Below are 17837 nucleotides of genomic sequence, written 5' to 3' on the forward strand. Positions count from 1 at the left end.
TCTTCATCATGATCAAGCAAGCGCTCATCTCCGTTTCCGACAAGTCCGGCATCGTCGACTTCGCCAAATCGCTGTCGGACCTCGGCGTCAAGATCCTGTCGACCGGCGGCACCGCGAAACTGCTCGCGGACGCGGGTCTCTCCGTCACCGAAGTCGCCGATTACACGGGCTTCCCGGAAATGCTGGACGGGCGCGTGAAAACGCTGCATCCGAAGGTGCATGGCGGGATTCTCGCGCGCCGCGATCTGCCTGAACACATGGCTGCGCTTGAAAAGCACGACATCCCGACGATCGACCTGCTGGTCGTGAATCTGTACCCGTTCGTGCAGACTGTGTCGAAGGAAGAGTGCTCGCTGGAAGACGCGATCGAGAACATCGACATCGGCGGCCCGACCATGCTGCGTTCCGCTGCGAAGAATCATCGCGACGTGACGGTGGTGGTCGATCCGGCCGATTACGCGACGGTGCTCGACGAAATGCGCGCGAACGGCAACACGGTTGCGTACAAGACCAATTTCCGTCTGGCGACCAAGGTGTTCGCGCACACCGCGCAGTACGACGGCGCGATCACGAACTACCTGACGAGCCTGACCGACGAACTGCAACACACGTCGCGCAACGCTTACCCGGCTACCTTCAACCTGGCGTTCGACAAGGTGCAGGATCTGCGCTACGGCGAGAACCCGCACCAGAGCGCCGCGTTCTATCGCGACCTGTCGGTGCCGGCCGGCGCGCTGGCGAACTACTGCCAGTTGCAAGGCAAGGAACTGTCGTACAACAACATCGCCGATTCCGATGCAGCCTGGGAATGCGTGAAGACCTTCGACGCGCCGGCCTGCGTGATCGTCAAGCACGCGAATCCGTGCGGCGTGGCAGTGGGCGCGGACGCGAACGAAGCGTATGCGAAGGCGTTCCAGACGGATCCGACCTCGGCGTTCGGCGGCATCATCGCGTTCAACCGCGAAGTCGACGAAGCGACCGCGCAAGTGGTGGCCAAGCAGTTCGTCGAAGTGCTGATCGCGCCGTCGTTCAGCGCTGCGGCCCGCCAGATGTTCGCGGCCAAGCAGAACGTACGGTTGCTGGAAATCGCCTTGGGCGAGGGCCATAACGCGTTCGATCTGAAGCGCGTCGGCGGCGGTCTGCTGGTGCAATCGCTCGATTCGAAGAACGTGCAGCCGCGCGAACTGCGCGTCGTCACGAAGCGTCACCCGACGCCGAAGGAAATGGACGATCTGCTGTTCGCCTGGCGCGTCGCGAAGTACGTGAAGTCGAACGCGATCGTGTTCTGCGGCAACGGCATGACGCTCGGCGTCGGCGCCGGCCAGATGAGCCGCGTGGACTCGGCGCGCATCGCCAGCATCAAGGCGCAGAACGCAGGTTTGACGCTGAGCGGTTCGGCAGTGGCATCGGATGCATTCTTCCCGTTCCGCGACGGTCTCGACGTGGTGGTGGCTGCAGGCGCGACCTGCGTGATCCAGCCGGGCGGCTCGATGCGCGACGACGAAGTGATCGCTGCGGCTGACGAGCACAACATCGCGATGGTGGTAACCGGCGTGCGTCACTTCCGGCATTGATTGGTTCAGGTTCAGGCTGGGCGGACGGTGCCGGCTTCCTGGTGAAGCGACCGTCACCGGCCTAGCTTGAGCGAAGCGGCCCGGCAGAGTTTTCTGCCGGGCCGTTTTTATTCCGGCGACATCACAGCACACCGGCCGCCATGCGGCGGGTTCGTTGTAGTATCGCAAGCACTTCGTCTTTACCGCACGTGCGGCACCTCATGAGAATTCTCGGCATCGACCCCGGCTTGCGCGTAACCGGCTTTGGCGTGATCGATCAAAGCGGACACACGCTCAGCTACGTCGCGAGCGGCGTCATCAAGACCGCCGACGCCGATCTGCCGTCGCGCCTCGGCACCATTTTCGACGGCATTTCGACGTTGATCCGTCAGCATTCGCCCGACCAGTCCGCGATCGAAAAGGTGTTCGTCAACGTCAACCCGCAATCCACGTTGCTGCTCGGCCAGGCGCGCGGCGCCGCGATCTGCGGACTGGTGGCCGGCGGCGTGCCGGTCGCCGAATATACGGCCCTGCAATTGAAGCAGGCGGTGGTTGGCTATGGCCGCGCGACCAAGGAGCAGATGCAGCAGATGGTGGTGCGCTTGCTGAACCTCTCCGGCGCGCCCGGCACCGACGCCGCCGATGCGCTCGGCATGGCGATCTGCCACGCGCATGGCGGCACCACGCTCAGTACGCTGGGCGGCATTGCGCCTTCGCTGGCGAAAAAAGGTTTGCGGGTGCGGCGCGGGCGCCTGGTGGGATAGCCGAAGTCGCGCTCAGCTCCGGCTCGCCAGCGCCAGCCGGCAGGCAGGCAATCTCAGTCCAGGGGGCCGCCTCGCGCCGGTCAACCGCGATTGCGCATAACACCGCACGCGTCGCCGGCCCGATTCGCCGTCGTTATTTCTCGCCGCGCTTTTGCATCGTGCCGCCGTGCCTGCCGCGCACTCGCTGCGCTACACTCGCCCTTTCTCTCAAGATTGAATCCGCCATGATCGGTCGCATTGCCGGCGTTCTGCTGGAAAAAAACCCGCCGCATCTGCTCGTCGACTGCAACGGCGTCGGCTACGAAGTCGATGTGCCGATGAGCACGTTCTACAACCTGCCGTCGAACGGCGAACGCGTCGTGCTGCTCACGCAAATGATCGTGCGCGAAGACGCGCATCTGCTGTACGGTTTCGGCACCGCTGAGGAACGCTCGACCTTCCGCGAGCTGCTGAAGATCACCGGCATCGGTGCGCGTATGGCGCTCGCGGTGTTGTCGGGCATGAGCGTGCACGAACTGGCGCAGACCGTCACGATGCAGGACGCGGCGCGTCTGACGCGCGTGCCTGGCATCGGCAAGAAGACGGCGGAGCGGCTGCTCCTCGAACTGAAGGGCAAGATCGGCGCCGATCTCGGCGCGATGGCGGGCGCGGCGTCGGCATCGGACCACGCCTCCGATATCCTGAACGCACTGATCGCATTGGGTTACTCCGAAAAGGAAGCGTTGGCGGCCATCAAGAACGTGCCGGCCGGCACCGGTGTTTCCGAGGGCATCAAGCTCGCGTTGAAGGCGCTATCTAAGGGCTGACCAAAGGCCTAGCCTCAAGCCTCGGTGGTTAGCCCCGCGTGCGATGGGTATAGCTTCGCATACGCCTGCCGGCCGCGCACCCTGGCCATTCGGCCGGGTTCTGCAACGGGCGGCCCCCCAAGGGGCTTCCTTCGCGGCGCCCGCGGTACAATGGCCGCATGATCGAAACCGACAAACTCGCCGCCGAGCGCATCATCGCGGCCACGCCCGTCTCGCCGAACGAAGAAGCGTTCGAGCGCGCGTTGCGCCCGCGCCAGCTCGAAGAATATGTCGGGCAGGAAAAAGTGCGCGGTCAGCTGGAAATTTTCATCGAGGCTGCCAAGCGCCGTTCCGAATCGCTCGACCACGTCTTGCTGTTCGGCCCGCCCGGTCTCGGCAAGACCACGCTCGCGCACATCATCGCGCGGGAAATGGGCGTCAATCTGCGGCAAACCTCCGGTCCGGTGCTTGAACGCGCGGGCGACCTCGCCGCGCTGCTCACCAATCTCGAAGCCAACGACGTGTTGTTCATCGACGAAATTCACCGGCTTTCGCCGGTCGTCGAGGAAATTCTGTACCCGGCGCTGGAGGATTATCAGATCGACATCATGATCGGCGAAGGGCCGGCCGCGCGTAGCGTGAAGCTGGATCTGCAGCCGTTCACGCTGGTCGGCGCGACCACCCGCGCGGGCATGCTGACCAATCCGCTGCGTGACCGTTTCGGCATCGTCGCGCGGCTCGAGTTTTATAACGCCGAGGAACTGGCGCGTATTGTCACGCGTTCGGCGTCGCTGCTGCATGCACAGATCCATCCTGACGGCGCGTTCGAAATCGCCAGGCGCGCACGCGGCACGCCGCGGATCGCGAACCGGCTGCTGCGCCGCGTGCGCGATTTCGCCGAAGTGAAAGCCGACGGCAACATCACCGCGCAGGTCGCCGACGCCGCGCTCAGAATGCTCGACGTAGATGCGGTCGGCTTTGACCTGATGGACCGCAAGCTGCTCGAAGCGATCCTGCACAAGTTCGACGGCGGCCCGGTCGGCGTCGACAATCTGGCGGCGGCGATCGGCGAAGAGCGCGACACGATCGAAGACGTGCTCGAACCGTATCTGATCCAGCAAGGCTTCTTGCAGCGCACGCCGCGCGGCCGAATCGCCACGCTGCTGACGTATCGCCATTTCGGTCTCGCCGCGCCTGATGCTTCGAGCCCTGTGCCCGGCCTGTGGGATTCGGCCGCGTCCTGAGCCGGTTATCCGTCGCGTGAGGCCGATCTAGCCATGTCCGATCAAGCCAGGCAGCCCGCCTCTCGTGGCGGTCTCGCGCAATGGCTCGCTGCGAGGATCCGCTCGAAGCTCGCAGCCGGCGTCACGCATCTGACGAGCGGCAGCGGCCCGATGCTCGACTATTCATCGCCACCGGGCGATCCCGGACTGTTCGGGCCCGATTCCGTGTGCTGGAAAGTCCACGCCGACTTCACGTCGATGATGACCGGCGGCATCAGCGCGCTTCTGCTCCAGGCATTGCATCCGCTGGCGCTGGCCGGCGTGTGGGATCACTCGTCGTTTCGCACTGACATTCCTGGCCGGTTGCGCCGCACCGCGACCTTCATCGCCGGCACGACTTATGGCAACCGGCACGATGCGTTAGCTCTGATCGAGCGCGTTAAACGGATTCACCTCGGCGTGACCGGCATAGCGCCCGATGGCCGCCCGTACCGCGCGAGCGATCCTGCGTTGCTGACGTGGGTGCACGTGGCGGAAGTATCGAGCTTCATGACGGCGCACTTAAGATATGTGAATCCGTCGCTGCCGGTGGCCGTGCAGGATCGGTACTTCGCGGAAACCGCGCGTATCGCCGAGATGCTCGGTGCGTCGCATATTCCGCGCTCGCGCGCCGGAATCGACGCTTACCTGCTCGCCATGCAACCCGAACTGGTGGCCAGCGAGCGCACCCGCGAAGTCGTGAAGGTTCTGATCAACGCGCCGGCTCCGAGCGTGGCGATGCGGCCCGCCGGGACGTTGATGTTCAATGCCGGCGTCGATCTGTTGCCCGATTGGGCGCAAGCAATGCTCGGGTTTGAACGCTTCGCGGGTGTGCGCCGCGCGTTCGCGAGGCCCGGCGTCAGATTGGCCGCGCCCGTGATCCGCTGGGCGCTGGTGAACGGCGTCTCGAAGCGCGCGCGCCGGCGCGTTGCCTCCGCGCGAGAATCGGACTGAACGGCGCGAACCGACTCGTACAGATTAACGCGCCGGCACCTTCCTGAAGCTGTCGTCCTCGCTCGCCGCATCGAGATGCGCGACGTCTGCCCACGAAACGATCGTTGCCTTACCACCGTCGAAATCCACCATGTTGACGCTTGTGTTCAGTAACGCGTAATCGCGCGGCGCGTCGAGCGGCAAAGCGCAAGCAAACCGGCGCACGCAATCCAGCACGCCGCCATGCGCGACACACGCGATCCGGCCGCCCGGATGCGCGGCAACGACCGGCTCGATCGCGTGCAGCACGCGATGGTAGAACGCGCGTTGCGATTCGCCGTCCGGCGGCGCGAAACCTGGATCGCGGGTTTGCCAGTGCGCATACTCATCGGGAAAACGGATCGCGATCTCGTCGCTGTCATGCCCCTGGAACGCACCATACGAACGCTCACGCAAGCCCTCGCGCAGTTGCAGCGGCAAGCCGAGCGCATCCGCGATCGGTTGCGCCGTTTGCTGCGCGCGTTGCAGATCGCTCGAATAGATCGCATCGAGCCGCGCGCCCTGCTTTGCGTCGTCCGCCATGCGGCGCGCGAGCCGTTGCGCTTGTGCCAGGCCGGTTGTCGCAAGCGGAATGTCGATGTGCCCTTGAATGCGCTTGATGCGGTTCCAGTCGGTCTCGCCGTGCCGGATAAACAGAATCTGCGTGGTCATGGAATGAAAGTGGGCGACAGTAGCCGGTTATGCCGAGCCGCTATTGTCGCAAAAAGCGGTAGGTGGAGTTGATGCAAGCGCCGCTGGGCGAAAAACGTCAGCGGCACTTCAGGCGTGTGTTTGCAACCAGAACGTGACCGGTCCATCGTTGACGAGCGACACCTGCATATCGGCGCCGAATTCACCCGTCTCGACGATCGGATGCTTCGCGCGAGCGGACGATACGAAGTAATCGAACAGGCGCTTGCCTTCGTCAGGCGGCGCCGCCGGTGTGAAGCTCGGGCGCAGGCCGCTATTGGTGTCCGCGGCCAACGTGAACTGCGAAACGAGCAGCAGACCGCCTGCGCGCCCGGCGCCATCGAGATTCTGTACGGACAGATTCATCTTGCCGACCGCATCGCTGAATACGCGGTAGCCGAGCACCTTCGCCAGCAGCCGGTCGGCTGCCGCGTCGGTGTCGCCGCGTTCGGCGCACACGAGCGCGAGCAGGCCCGCATCGATCGCGCCTGTCACACGTTCGCCGACGCGCACTTCCGCGCGCCGCACACGTTGGATCAGCGCGATCAACGGCTCGACTCCGAATGCATCGGCAAAAGCGCGGCCATCAAGCCGTCAGCGTGACGCGCGCAAAACGGCGCTTGCCGACCTGCACGACGAACTCGCCGGCTTCGACTTTCAGTCCCTTATCGGACACGGTCGCGCCATCGATCTTCACGCCGCCCTGCTCGATGTTGCGCAGCGCTTCGCTAGTCGACGGCACGAGGTTGGCCTGCTTGAGCAACTGGCCGATCGCGAGCGGCGCGCCCGCGAGCATCACCGCAGGAATATCGTCCGGCACACCGCCCTTCGCGCGATGGTTGAAGTCTTCGAGCGCGCGCTCGGCATCGGCCTGCGAGTGGAAGCGCGCGACGATTTCCTGGCCGAGCATCACCTTGAAATCGCGTGGATTGCGGCCCGCTTCGATCTCACGCTTGAAGCCGGCGATCTCTTCCATCGGGCGGAACGATAGCAGTTCGAAGTAACGCCACATCAGCACATCGGAAATGCTCATCAGCTTGCCGAACATGTCATTCGGTTTTTCGCTGATGCCAATGTAGTTATTCTTCGACTTCGACATCTTTTCGACGCCGTCGAGTCCTTCGAGCAGCGGCATCGTCAAGATGCACTGTTGTTCCTGGCCGTATTGCTTCTGCAATTCACGGCCGACCAGCAGGTTGAATTTCTGGTCCGTGCCGCCGAGTTCGAGGTCGGCATTCAGTGCGACCGAGTCGTAGCCTTGCATCAACGGGTACAGGAACTCGTGGATCGAGATCGGCACGCCGCCCTGGAAACGCTTGGTGAAATCTTCGCGCTCGAGAATACGCGCTACCGTGTAGCGCGACGCGAGCTTGATCATGCCGTCGGCGCCGAGCGGCATCGACCATTCGCTGTTGTAGCGGATTTCCGTCTTTTCGCGGTCGAGCACCAGTGCGGCCTGCTCGAAATAGGTCTTTGCGTTCGATTCGATCTGCTCGCGCGTGAGCGGCGGGCGCGTGGCGTTACGGCCCGACGGATCGCCGATCAGCGAGGTGAAATCACCGATCAGGAAAATCACGGTGTGGCCGAGGTCCTGCAACTGACGCATTTTATTCAGCACGACCGTGTGGCCGATGTGGATATCCGGCGCGGTCGGATCGAGACCCAGCTTGACGCGCAGCGGCGTGCCGGTCGCCTGGCTCTTCGCGAGCTTTTGCGCGAATTCGTCTTCGATCAGCAGTTCGTCGACGCCGCGTTTGGTGACCGCGAGCGCGTGACGGACTTCGTCGGTGATCGGGAAGGCGGGGCTGGGCTTGATGGACTCGGTGCTCATGCGGGAAACGTGAAGTCGCGAAAAAAGGAGATTGTCCCATAGATGCGCGCCGCCGCGCCCACTGACTCAGCCACAACGCGCCCAACGCCAGCCGATTGCTGCTGATTCAAGCGCGAATCAGGCGCTAATCGAGCGCGGGGCCGGCATCCAAAGCTTTATGTTCCGCCTCGCTAGTGCTGATAATCTGCTAAAACGGTCGCAACGAACCATCGAGAGGAGCAGCAACGTGGCGCAAGACCCCGCAGACGGCGTCTACTTTGGACTGATGTCCGGCACAAGCATGGACGGCGTGGACGGCGTGGCCGTCGAATTTGCCAAAGGGAAACCGCCGGTTGTACGGGCCGAGGCGTTCGTCGGCTTCGCGGCAGGCTTGCGCGAGGCGCTGTTCGCGCTGCAACAGCCGGGCGACAACGAGATCGAACGAGAGGCGCAGGCGGCCAATGCGCTCGCCACCCGCTACACGGTGTGCTGCCACGAACTGCTGCGCAGCGGCCGATTGTCCGCCGCCGAGGTCCGCGCAATCGGCGTGCATGGCCAGACGGTGCGGCATCGGCCGGAGAAAGGATACACGCGGCAGATCAACAACCCGGCACTGCTTGCGGAAATGATGCACATCGATGTGGTCGCCGATTTCCGCAGCCGCGATGTCGCGGCCGGCGGCCAGGGTGCGCCGCTCGTACCGGCGTTTCACGCCACGGTATTCGGCGCGAAAAACGAAACGCGGGTGGTCTGCAATCTTGGCGGCATCAGCAACATCACGATCCTGAACGCGACGGGCGGCGTACGCGGCTTCGACTGCGGGCCGGCCAACGCGCTGCTGGACGAGTGGGCACAGCGCCATCTGGGCAAACCGTTCGACGAAAACGGCCATTTCGCGGCGAGCGGCCAAGTCGATCGCGCGCTGCTCTGCGCATTGCTCGACGAACCCTTTTTCGCGCAACAACCGCCGAAAAGCACCGGCCGCGACCTGTTCAACCCCGAATGGCTCGACGCCAGGCTCAAGCCGTTCGCCACGCTTTCCCCCGCCGACGTGCAAGCAACGCTGGTCGCGCTGACCGCGGTGACAGTCGCGCGCGAAATCGAGCGGCATGCGTCGGACGCCAGAGCGGTTTATGTTTGCGGCGGAGGCGCGCGCAACCAGGAACTGATGAGGGCGCTGCAGGCGGCGCTGGAGGAAAGCGGCGTGAGCGGCGTGCCTGTGCTGACCACCGACGCCCTCGGCGTGCCGCCAAGCCAGGTTGAGCCTCTGGCGTTCGCGTGGCTGGCGATGCGTTGCGTGGCGCGCCTGCCGGGCAATTTGCCGGCCGTCACCGGTGCGGCCGCCGAGCGCGTGCTGGGGGCGATTTATCCGCATTGACGGCGCGCTTCAGGTTCAGGCAATAAGAAACGGGGCCGAAGCCCCGTTTCTCTACTACCTCTCGCCCTAAAGGGGCATCAAACCGCTGCCATCAAACCGAGAACGACGAACCGCAACCACAGGTGGTCGTGGCATTCGGGTTCTTGATGACGAACTGCGCGCCGTTGATGTCGTCCTTGTAGTCGATCTCAGCGCCGACCAGATACTGGTAGCTCATCGAATCGATCAGCAGCTGGACGCCGCTCTTGTTCATGACGGTGTCGTCTTCGTTGACGGCTTCGTCGAACGTAAAACCGTACTGAAAGCCCGAGCAGCCGCCGCCCTGCACGAAAACGCGCAGTTTGAGGTCCGCATTGCCTTCTTCTTCGATCAGTTGCTTGACCTTGTCAGCCGCTGCGTCGGTGAAAACGAAGGGGGCGGGCATCTCGGTCACGGGTGTATCGGTGACTGCGTTCATTCGAACTCTCCAAAAAGCTTTTAACCGCCATTGTAGGGCTGATCTCGATATCGTGCTGAAGCCCACAAAATCAATGGGTTCTTCCAGGAAAATCGTTTGATGGCGCCATCGTCGCCGCCAGTCTGCCCGCTCTCGCGCCACACGGCCGCAGCAGCAACGAAACGACCGACGCAGAACAGGGGGAAACCCATAAAAAAAGCCGCCTTCGCGAAAGCGTCGGCGGCTTTTGCAGCGATCCGGCCCAAGGGCCGGATCGCACCCGAAGCGATTAACGCTTCGAGAATTGCTTCCTGCGGCGTGCCTTGTGGAAGCCGACCTTCTTACGTTCGACTTCACGAGCGTCACGCGTGACGAAACCAGCTTTCGACAGTTCCGGCTTCAGCGTTGCGTCATAGTCCATCAGCGCGCGGGTGATGCCGTGGCGAACCGCACCGGCTTGACCCGTTTCACCGCCACCCGTCACGTTGACTTTGATGTCGAACGTGACGCCGTGGTTCGTGAGTTCCAGCGGCTGACGCACGATCATCAGCGACGTTTCGCGCGAGAAGTAATCGGCGATAGGCTTGCCGTTCACAACGATATCGCCCTTGCCTGCCTTGATGAACACACGTGCGACGGCGCTCTTGCGGCGGCCCGTGCCGTAATTCCAGTTACCGATCATGTGGGCTCCCCTTAGATCTCGAGCGCTTTCGGCTGTTGCGCCGAATGCGGATGCGTTGCTTCGGCGTAGACCTTCAGCTTCTTGATCATCGCGTAGCCGAGCGGGCCCTTCGGCAGCATGCCCTTGACCGCTTTTTCGAGCGCCCGGCCCGGGAAGCGTTCCTGCATTTTGCCGAACGTCGTTTCATAGATACCGCCCGGGTAACCCGAGTGGCGATAGTACTTCTTGTCAGTAGCCTTGTTGCCCGTGACTTTCAGCTTGCCGGCGTTGATAACGATGATGAAATCACCGGTGTCGACGTGGGGAGTGAATTCAGGCTTGTGCTTGCCGCGAAGACGGTGTGCCACTTCGCTGGCGACACGCCCGAGAACCTTATCCGTCGCGTCAATCACGTACCATTCGCGCGTCACCTCATGGGCTTTTGCGGAAAACGTCTTCATGATCGATCCAAAAAAATTGCTGCGCCCAATGTTTTTTTTCCTGCTTGTAGTGTGCGCATCGAGGCGCGTGCAGGCTCTCCCTGTTCTTCCTCCGCGGGCGCGGATGCGGAAAAGCCTTGGATTATAAAGGAATTTGTCACACCAAGTCAAAATGTCCAGCTGTTTTGGATAGGCAGACGTGTTGCGCGGGTGGCCAAGGCAGCAACCATGCGGCCTTCGTGCCGAGCCGTGAAACCGTGCCTTGAAGGCAAAAGCGAAGACGAAAAAAAACCCGAACGAGCGGTTCGGGTTTAATCCACCAAAGGAGGAGGTGGAGGAGACAGCGGAGGTTGCAGAACTGCTGCAACCGATGGGGACGATTATATGAGGCACCCTTGTGCGATGCAAGAACATTTGCATTGCGAAATGCAATTTCATTATATGGGAAGCACAAAAGCTGACCGCAAACGGAAAATTCTTTTTAAAATCAAGCACGAAAGCTTCCAAGAGCGGTCGCAAAGGCAGACATCGACTAGAGTAAAACCCCTAATCCCTTCAGTGCATTCCCGAACTAGCCAAACATGCCGCACCGCAACACGCAAGCCGTCACTGAGCATAATTTCCCGCCGAAGTCCCTCCGGGCGGACACGCAAACGCCGGGCTACAATGCCGTCTCGAATAAGCGAAGCGCGGTGGAGCACAGCATGGAATGCAAAGTGAGCTGGATGGGGCAGGACGGAATGGCGTTCGCCGCCGAGACGGGCAGCGGCCATCTGGTCGCGATGGACGGCGCGCCGGAAGGCGGCGGCCGCAACCTTGCGCCGCGTCCGATGGAAATGGTTCTGCTCGGCACGGGCGGCTGCACGGCGTACGACGTCGTGATGATCCTGAAGAAAAGTCGCCAGGAAATCGCCGGCTGCTCAGTGACGCTGAAGGCGGAACGCGCGAGCGAAGATCCGAAGGTGTTCACCAAGATCCACTTCCACTTCACCGTGACCGGCAAGAATCTGAATCCGGCTACCGTGGAACGGGCGATCAATCTGTCACACGACAAATACTGCTCGGCGTCGATCATGATTGCGAAAACCGCCGAACTGTCGCACTCGTTCGATATCGTCGCGGGCTAAGCGCGGCGCGGCTCGCCGGCTCCGGCGCAAGTAGCCGAAGGAGCGCGCCACAAAGAAAATGCCGGCGTCCGTGTGGACGCCGGCATTTTTCATTGGGTGGCAAAGCAGGCCGATAAGCCGGATTCTGTGCACGCGCAACGTCCGAAAACGCGACGCGCGTGGCAGCCATTCCTCTAGGCGCGCCATTACTGACGCGCTCAAGCTTCCTACCCGCAGACGAGACGGGGGCCCCGTCCTGCATCTCGAAGATGCGCGCCTGCCTACTTGGAATTGCTCCGGGTGGAGGTTACCGTGCCGGTCTGCCTTGCAGCAGCCGCGGTGCGCTCTTACCGCACCGTTTCACCCTTACCTGATCCCGACTTTCGCCGGGCCATCGGCGGTTTGCTTTCTGTTGCCCTGTTCCGCGTGTCGCCACGGATGGCCGTTAGCCATCACCCTGCCCTGTGGAGTCCGGACTTTCCTCGCCCTCTTTGGCCGAAGCCGCGGAGGCCGCGACTGCCTGGCCCGCTTTGCTGGGGCCGATTTTACCACTGCGACGGGCGGCAAGCCGCTTGCGCGGCGGAAATAGCCGAATGGGCGTCGTCGCGTACGGCGCCGCGCCTGGCCTGCGGCGGTCTTAGCGCCAGCGGCGGCCGGCGCGGAACACCGAGGCGTCGTCGTAAAACGCGGGCGTTTCGTTGTCCGGCCACCAGCCCGGAATGCCCAACACGGGTAATGGCGCGAACAGGCGGCTCGTCAATGCGTCGGTATTCAGCAGCGCAGTGCCGACCGCTTCGTCTAGCCACGCGTCGCGCGCCAAGGCGGGCCACCCAAAGTATTCGGTGGGTACGTCGACGATCCAGGCGTGCCCCGTGCAAGCCTTGAACGGCGCGATCAGTTTTTCCAGCAACGCATGCCCGAAGCAGCGCACTTCACAATGCACGCCCCACGCATCACGCCGCGAGACCAGCAGCGTCTGCCAATCGAATCCGCGCAAGGCGGCACTCAATGCCGGATCCGCGCAGGCGAACAGCAACGCGTTTTCGTCAAGCAGAGTCAGCATATCGCGCACGCCGCCGCGGGTCGGGCCGACGCCTGAAACGTCGATTGCCGCAGACTGACGCGCGTTCAGCGCCGCCTTGATGCGCGGAAACGCAAACCACATCGACGCGTTGAAGAAGTCGTGCAGATTGTGGCGAGTCGGCACGCAGCCGGTCGACGCGATGTGCGCCTCGTAAGCCGCGCCCGGAGGCAAATCGTCCTGCGCGATGAACGCCAGGCGCTGGCCGCGCCCCGTGCGCTGCTGCATCGCGCCAGCATCCGCGTTCATTTCATCGAGCAACGCCGCGTAGCTCGTCAGCGCGGCCTGCTGCCAGCGGGCGCCGCGCCCGGCAAACTGCGCGAACCACGGCTTCGACCAGTCGATATCGGCGAAACCCACACGCGCCGCCTCCCGCACCTGCATCGCCTGCATCTGCTCCAACCTCAGACCAGCCGCCAGCCAATCGACTCGCCACCACGCAACGGCACGACCGGCGTATCGCCGACCGGCAACTCAGCCGGCAGAGTCCATTCCTCGCGACGCAACGTGACCTTTTCCGCGCTGCGCGGCAGTCCGTAGAAATCTGCCCCGAAGAAGCTCGCGAAGCCTTCGAGCTTATCCAGCGCGCCCGCTTTGTCGAACGCTTCCGCATACAGTTCGAGCGCGTGCAGCGCCGTGTAGCAGCCCGCGCAGCCGCACGCGTGCTCCTTCAAACCCTTCGGATGCGGCGCGCTATCCGTGCCGAGGAAGAAACGCGGATTGCCCGAGGTCGCCGCCTCGACCAGCGCCACGCGATGCGTCTCGCGCTTGAGCACCGGCAGGCAGTAGTAATGCGGGCGGATGCCGCCCTGGAAGATCGCATTGCGGTTGTACAGCAGATGGTGCGCGGTGATCGTTGCGCCCAGCAGCCCCGGCGCCACGCCGGCTTCGCGGATGTAGTCGACTGCATCCTTCGTGGTGATGTGCTCGAACACCACCTTGAGCGCCGGAAACTCGCGGCGCAGCGGCGTCATCACACGATCGATAAACACTTTCTCGCGGTCGAACAGATCGATCGACGAATCCGTCACTTCGCCGTGCACCAGCAGCGGCATGCCGGTTTCCTGCATCGCTTCGAGCGTTTTCGCGCACTTCATGATGTCGGTGACGCCCGCGTCCGAATTAGTCGTGGCGCCTGCGGGGTACAGCTTTATGCCATGCACAAAGCCGCTTTCGCGCGCGCGGCGGATTTCGCCGGGCGGCGTATTGTCCGTGAGATACAGCGTCATCAGCGGTTCGAACTTCACGCCGGCCGGAATCGCGGCGACGACGCGCTCGCGATACGCCCGCGCCATCGCGGTGGTGGTGACCGGCGGCTTGAGGTTCGGCATGATGATTGCGCGGCCGAACTGGCGCGCGGTGTCCGGCAGCACGGCGGCAAGCATCTCGCCGTCGCGGACATGCAGATGCCAATCGTCCGGGCGAGCGAGCGTGAGGGAATCGAGGGAAGCGTTGGAAGCAGTCATGGCGGGAGGGGAACGAACCTCGGCGACAAAGCCAATCGACGGCTGCAAACTGCGGCAAACCGCGGTGTTGCGGCCTGAACACACGTCAATTTAGCTATTTGGCGGTTCTGGCTCGGTGATATGCTAGGGAAATCATTATTGTAACGGCTCGCCCCGTTCACAGGCTCACCCGTAACATGTGCCAACTTCTCGGAATGAACTGCGCCGCGCCGACGGACGTCACGTTCTCGTTCACCGGTTTTGCGGCGCGCGGCGGCGTCACCGATCATCATGCGGACGGCTGGGGCATCGCCTTCTTCGAAGACAAAGCCTGCCGCCTGTTCATCGACCATCAATCGTCGGCCACCTCGCCGATCGCCGAGATGGTCAAGCGCTACCCGATCAAATCGAAGAACACGATTGCGCATATCCGCAAGGCGACGCAAGGGCACATCCTGCTGGAGAACTGCCATCCGTTCATGCGTGAGTTGTGGGGGCGTCACTGGATCTTCGCGCACAACGGCGACCTGAAAAATTATTCGCCAACGCTGACGGGCGTCTATCAGCCGGTCGGCACGACCGATAGCGAACTCGCGTTTTGCGCGCTGCTGCAAGGTTTGCGCAAGACTTTCCCGGGCTGCCAGCCGCCGCTCGACGAACTGTTCGCGGCGCTGGAAACGCTCACGCGCGAGATCACGCAATTCGGCGTATTCAACTTCCTGATGTCGAACGGCCAGGCGTTGTTCGCGCACTGCTCGACACATCTGCACTTCATCGTGCGACGCTGGCCGTTCTCGACCGCGCATCTCGTCGATGCGGACGTGTCGATCGATTTCGCGAAGTACACGACGCCGGAAGACCGCGTCGCCGTGATTGCGACGCAACCGCTCACCGATAACGAAGTGTGGACCGCGTTCAAACCCGGCGATCTGATGATGTTCCAGCACGGCGAAGTGATCGACCGCGTCAATCTGCCGGTACCGCCTTCCGTGCTCGAGAAGCTGCGCAACCCGGCACTGGATGCATCGGCTTCGGCAACGACGATCGCGGCGTCAGCATTGACAGAGTCGGAAGTCGATCTGGAAGCGGCGGACGACGCCGCTGCGTTCGAATCCTGATCCCGCTGCGTTAATCCCCGAACGCACGAAACAAAAAAGCCGCTGCTTCTCACAAAGCAGCGGCTTTTTTTCCACTGAAGGACGAAAGCGGCACAACGTGCCGCGGGCAAACCTCAGTGCAGGATCTTCGCCAGAAAATCCTTCGCGCGATCCGACTTCGGGTTCGCGAAGAAGTCTTCCTTGCGGTCGTCTTCCACGATCAAGCCCTTGTCCATGAAGATCACGCGGTGCGCGACCTTCTTCGCAAAGCCCATTTCGTGCGTGACGCACATCATCGTCATGCCTTCCTGCGCGAGCTCGACCATCACGTCGAGCACTTCGTTGATCATTTCCGGATCGAGCGCAGAGGTCGGCTCGTCGAACAGCATCGCGATCGGGTCCATCGACAACGCGCGTGCAATCGCCACACGCTGCTGCTGACCGCCCGACAACTGCCCCGGAAACTTATCCGCATGCGCACGCAGACCGACGCGATCGAGCAGCTTGTAGCCCTTCGCCGTGGCTTCTTCGTTCGAACGGCCGAGCACCTTCACCTGCGCGAGTGTCAGGTTCTGCACGATCGACAGATGCGGGAACAGTTCGAAGTGCTGGAACACCATGCCGACTTTCGCGCGCAGCTTCGACAGATTGGTTTTCTTGTCGGTCAGCGATTGACCGTTGATGACGATCTCGCCCTTCTGGAACGGCTCGAGGCCGTTCACGGTTTTGATCAGCGTGGACTTGCCCGAGCCCGACGGGCCGCACACCACCACCACTTCACCTTTTTTGACTTCCGTGGTGCAGTCGGTCAGCACTTGAAACTGGCCGTACCACTTCGAAACATTCTTGATAGAGATCATCTTGCGACCTTTTTCTGAAGACTTTTGACGAGGCTCGACGCGATCACGCAGATCACGAAATAACACGCGCCCGCGAACAGTACCATTTCGACATTCGTACCGTCACGGTCGCCAATATTCGTGGCGGTGCGGAAGAAGTCGGCGAGGCTGATCACGTAGACGAGCGACGTATCCTGAAACAGCACGATACCTTGCGTAAGCAAGAGCGGCACCATCGCGCGGAACGCCTGCGGCAGCACGATGAGGCGCATCGCCTGCGGGTAGCTCATGCCGAGCGCAAACGCCGCATTGACCTGCCCGCGCGGCACCGACTGGATACCGGCGCGGATGATCTCCGAATAGTACGCCGCCTCGAACAGCGAAAAGGCGACCATCGCCGACGCGAGCCGGATGTCGATATCCGGCGAAAGCCCAAGCACGTTCTGCAGCACCTGCGGCACGATCAGGAAGAACCACAGCAGCACCATCACCAGCGGGATCGAACGGAACACCGTGACGTAGCCCTTCGCGAACCATTCGAACGGCTTGAAAGGCGACAGCCGCATGATCGCGAGAATGGTGCCCCAGATGATGCCGATCACGATTGCGATCAATGTGATCTTGACAGTGATGACGGCGCCGGTCCACAGCGTAGGCAGTGCGCCCGGAATACCGCTCCAGTCGAAATGGTGCATCACTTGCCTCCGATATAGCCGGGCAACCGGGTCTTGTGTTCGACCCAGCGCATCAGTTGCATCACGACCAGATTGATCAGCACGTATGCCAGCGTGACAGCGATAAACGACTCATACGACTGCGACGTGTAGTCGACCAGTTGGCGCGCCTGTGCGGACAGATCCAGCAGACCGATGGTCGACGCGACCGCCGAGTTCTTGAAGATATTCAGAAACTCGGACGTGAGCGGCGGCACGATGATCCGGTACGCGACCGGCAGCAGCACATAACGGTACGTCTGCCATTGCGTGAAACCCATCGCCAGACCCGCGGCGCGCTGGCCGTGCGGCAACGCGTTGATGCCCGAGCGCACCTGCTCGCACACCCGCGCGGCGGTGAAGAACCCAAGACACACGATCGACGACGAGAAGAACTGCGCGCTCGGCGGCAATTGCTTGTACCAGCTGCCGATCGACACCGGCAGCAACTCCGGTATCACCAGATACCAGATGAAGAACTGCACGATCAGCGGAATGTTACGGAAAATCGCGACGTAGACCGTACCGATGCCCGACGCCCATTTGTTCGGCACCGTACGCAGCACACCGAAGAGCGATCCGACGATCAGCGCGATCACCCATGCCGACAGCGACACGGTAATCGTCACCCAGAAGCCGGACATCAGCCAGCCCAGATAGGTGGTCGGCTCGCCGGTGGAGACCGGACTCAGCAGAATGCCCCAGTTCCAGTGATATGACATGAGCAAGACTCCAGCAAAAAGAAACGGAAGAAGCGCGCGGCCCCTTCCGTTTCGTTCAGCGTTTCAAAATAAACAGCTAAGGT

General features: G+C 62.4%; 20 protein-coding genes and 1 other RNA gene. 8 read left to right on the top strand and 13 right to left on the bottom strand.

Translation table 11 applies throughout. The features are described from left to right. Positions 1-8 precede the first annotated feature (8 nt). From purH to SB772_RS15940, 5 genes are all read left to right on the top strand, one after another. Positions 9-1574 carry a bifunctional phosphoribosylaminoimidazolecarboxamide formyltransferase/IMP cyclohydrolase gene (purH, locus tag SB772_RS15920; RefSeq protein ID WP_410834195.1) on the top strand — a complete coding sequence of 522 codons (1566 nt, stop codon included), beginning with the start codon at positions 9-11 and terminating at the stop codon, positions 1572-1574. A gap of 200 nt (positions 1575-1774) precedes the next feature. Then, on the top strand, positions 1775-2317 hold the full coding sequence (gene ruvC / locus SB772_RS15925; protein ID WP_410834196.1) for a crossover junction endodeoxyribonuclease RuvC: 543 nt from the start codon (positions 1775-1777) through the stop codon (positions 2315-2317). A 224-nt stretch (positions 2318-2541) separates the two neighbouring features. Then, positions 2542-3123: a Holliday junction branch migration protein RuvA gene (gene ruvA, locus SB772_RS15930; protein WP_063497311.1), complete on the top strand. Its 582-nt coding sequence runs from the start codon at positions 2542-2544 to the stop codon at positions 3121-3123. A 158-nt stretch (positions 3124-3281) separates the two neighbouring features. Next, positions 3282-4346 (top strand): Holliday junction branch migration DNA helicase RuvB, encoded by a 1065-nt coding sequence (gene ruvB, locus SB772_RS15935; protein ID WP_410834197.1) that lies wholly within the window; start codon positions 3282-3284, stop codon positions 4344-4346. Positions 4347-4379: 33 nt separating this feature from the next. Then, entirely contained in the window at positions 4380-5318 is a 939-nt protein-coding gene (locus SB772_RS15940) for an oxygenase MpaB family protein (protein WP_410834198.1), read from the top strand. A gap of 24 nt (positions 5319-5342) precedes the next feature. Here SB772_RS15940 and SB772_RS15945 read toward each other — a convergent pair whose 3' ends face one another. The 3 genes from SB772_RS15945 to tyrS all read right to left on the bottom strand — a co-directional run bounded on the left by SB772_RS15945 (position 5343) and on the right by tyrS (position 7857). Further along, positions 5343-6008: a histidine phosphatase family protein gene (locus SB772_RS15945; protein WP_410834199.1), complete on the bottom strand. Its 666-nt coding sequence runs from the start codon at positions 6006-6008 to the stop codon at positions 5343-5345. A 108-nt stretch (positions 6009-6116) separates the two neighbouring features. Further along, positions 6117-6575 carry a D-aminoacyl-tRNA deacylase gene (dtd, locus tag SB772_RS15950; protein ID WP_410834200.1) on the bottom strand — a complete coding sequence of 153 codons (459 nt, stop codon included), beginning with the start codon at positions 6573-6575 and terminating at the stop codon, positions 6117-6119. Positions 6576-6612: 37 nt separating this feature from the next. Further along, positions 6613-7857, bottom strand: coding sequence for a tyrosine--tRNA ligase (gene tyrS, locus SB772_RS15955; RefSeq protein WP_410834201.1), 1245 nt, complete (start codon positions 7855-7857; stop codon positions 6613-6615). A gap of 226 nt (positions 7858-8083) precedes the next feature. On the opposite strand from tyrS, the gene SB772_RS15960 reads away from it, so the two are divergent. After that, positions 8084-9214, top strand: a complete 1131-nt coding sequence (locus tag SB772_RS15960) for an anhydro-N-acetylmuramic acid kinase (protein WP_410834202.1) — start codon at positions 8084-8086, stop codon at positions 9212-9214. Positions 9215-9305: 91 nt separating this feature from the next. On the opposite strand, the gene erpA is transcribed toward SB772_RS15960, so the two are convergent. From erpA to rplM, 4 genes are read right to left on the bottom strand one after another with little or no spacing between them, the layout of a single operon-like run. Continuing rightward, positions 9306-9671, bottom strand: a complete 366-nt coding sequence (gene erpA / locus SB772_RS15965) for an iron-sulfur cluster insertion protein ErpA (protein ID WP_007180424.1) — start codon at positions 9669-9671, stop codon at positions 9306-9308. A gap of 20 nt (positions 9672-9691) precedes the next feature. Next, positions 9692-9916, bottom strand: coding sequence for a hypothetical protein (locus SB772_RS15970; protein WP_410834203.1), 225 nt, complete (start codon positions 9914-9916; stop codon positions 9692-9694). A 23-nt stretch (positions 9917-9939) separates the two neighbouring features. Next, the gene (rpsI, locus tag SB772_RS15975) at positions 9940-10332 is read right to left on the bottom strand and encodes a 30S ribosomal protein S9 (protein WP_011489810.1); all 393 of its coding nucleotides are present in this window, start codon (positions 10330-10332) and stop codon (positions 9940-9942) included. Positions 10333-10343: 11 nt separating this feature from the next. Continuing rightward, positions 10344-10772: a 50S ribosomal protein L13 gene (rplM, locus tag SB772_RS15980; protein ID WP_020069304.1), complete on the bottom strand. Its 429-nt coding sequence runs from the start codon at positions 10770-10772 to the stop codon at positions 10344-10346. A 683-nt stretch (positions 10773-11455) separates the two neighbouring features. Between rplM and SB772_RS15985 the strand changes: the two genes are divergently transcribed. Then, complete coding sequence (locus SB772_RS15985) at positions 11456-11878, top strand: OsmC family protein (protein ID WP_410834204.1); 423 nt, start codon at positions 11456-11458, stop codon at positions 11876-11878. 97 nt (positions 11879-11975) lie between these two features. Here the strand turns inward: SB772_RS15985 and rnpB are convergent. From rnpB to pyrC, 3 genes are all read right to left on the bottom strand, one after another. Further along, an RNA gene (gene rnpB, locus SB772_RS15990) (RNase P RNA component class A) lies at positions 11976-12389 on the bottom strand. 105 nt (positions 12390-12494) lie between these two features. Then, positions 12495-13322, bottom strand: coding sequence for a DUF3025 domain-containing protein (locus SB772_RS15995; RefSeq protein WP_410834323.1), 828 nt, complete (start codon positions 13320-13322; stop codon positions 12495-12497). 20 nt (positions 13323-13342) lie between these two features. Then, positions 13343-14404: a dihydroorotase gene (gene pyrC / locus SB772_RS16000; RefSeq protein WP_410834205.1), complete on the bottom strand. Its 1062-nt coding sequence runs from the start codon at positions 14402-14404 to the stop codon at positions 13343-13345. 176 nt (positions 14405-14580) lie between these two features. On the opposite strand from pyrC, the gene SB772_RS16005 reads away from it, so the two are divergent. Further along, the gene (locus SB772_RS16005; protein WP_410834206.1) at positions 14581-15501 is read left to right on the top strand and encodes a class II glutamine amidotransferase; all 921 of its coding nucleotides are present in this window, start codon (positions 14581-14583) and stop codon (positions 15499-15501) included. Positions 15502-15614: 113 nt separating this feature from the next. On the opposite strand, the gene SB772_RS16010 is transcribed toward SB772_RS16005, so the two are convergent. From SB772_RS16010 to SB772_RS16020, 3 genes are read right to left on the bottom strand one after another with little or no spacing between them, the layout of a single operon-like run. Beyond that, positions 15615-16340 carry an amino acid ABC transporter ATP-binding protein gene (locus SB772_RS16010; RefSeq protein WP_410834207.1) on the bottom strand — a complete coding sequence of 242 codons (726 nt, stop codon included), beginning with the start codon at positions 16338-16340 and terminating at the stop codon, positions 15615-15617. Next, positions 16337-17014 (bottom strand): glutamate/aspartate ABC transporter permease GltK, encoded by a 678-nt coding sequence (gene gltK, locus SB772_RS16015; protein ID WP_410834208.1) that lies wholly within the window; start codon positions 17012-17014, stop codon positions 16337-16339. Before gltK ends, SB772_RS16010 begins: the two co-directional genes overlap by 4 nt. After that, complete coding sequence (locus SB772_RS16020; RefSeq protein ID WP_410834209.1) at positions 17014-17754, bottom strand: amino acid ABC transporter permease; 741 nt, start codon at positions 17752-17754, stop codon at positions 17014-17016. Before SB772_RS16020 ends, gltK begins: the two co-directional genes overlap by 1 nt. Between the last annotated feature and the right edge of the window lie 83 nt (positions 17755-17837).

It is taken from the genome of Paraburkholderia sp. SIMBA_030 (genome assembly GCF_046535245.1).
In the GTDB taxonomy this organism is placed as follows: Bacteria; Pseudomonadota; Gammaproteobacteria; order Burkholderiales; family Burkholderiaceae; genus Paraburkholderia.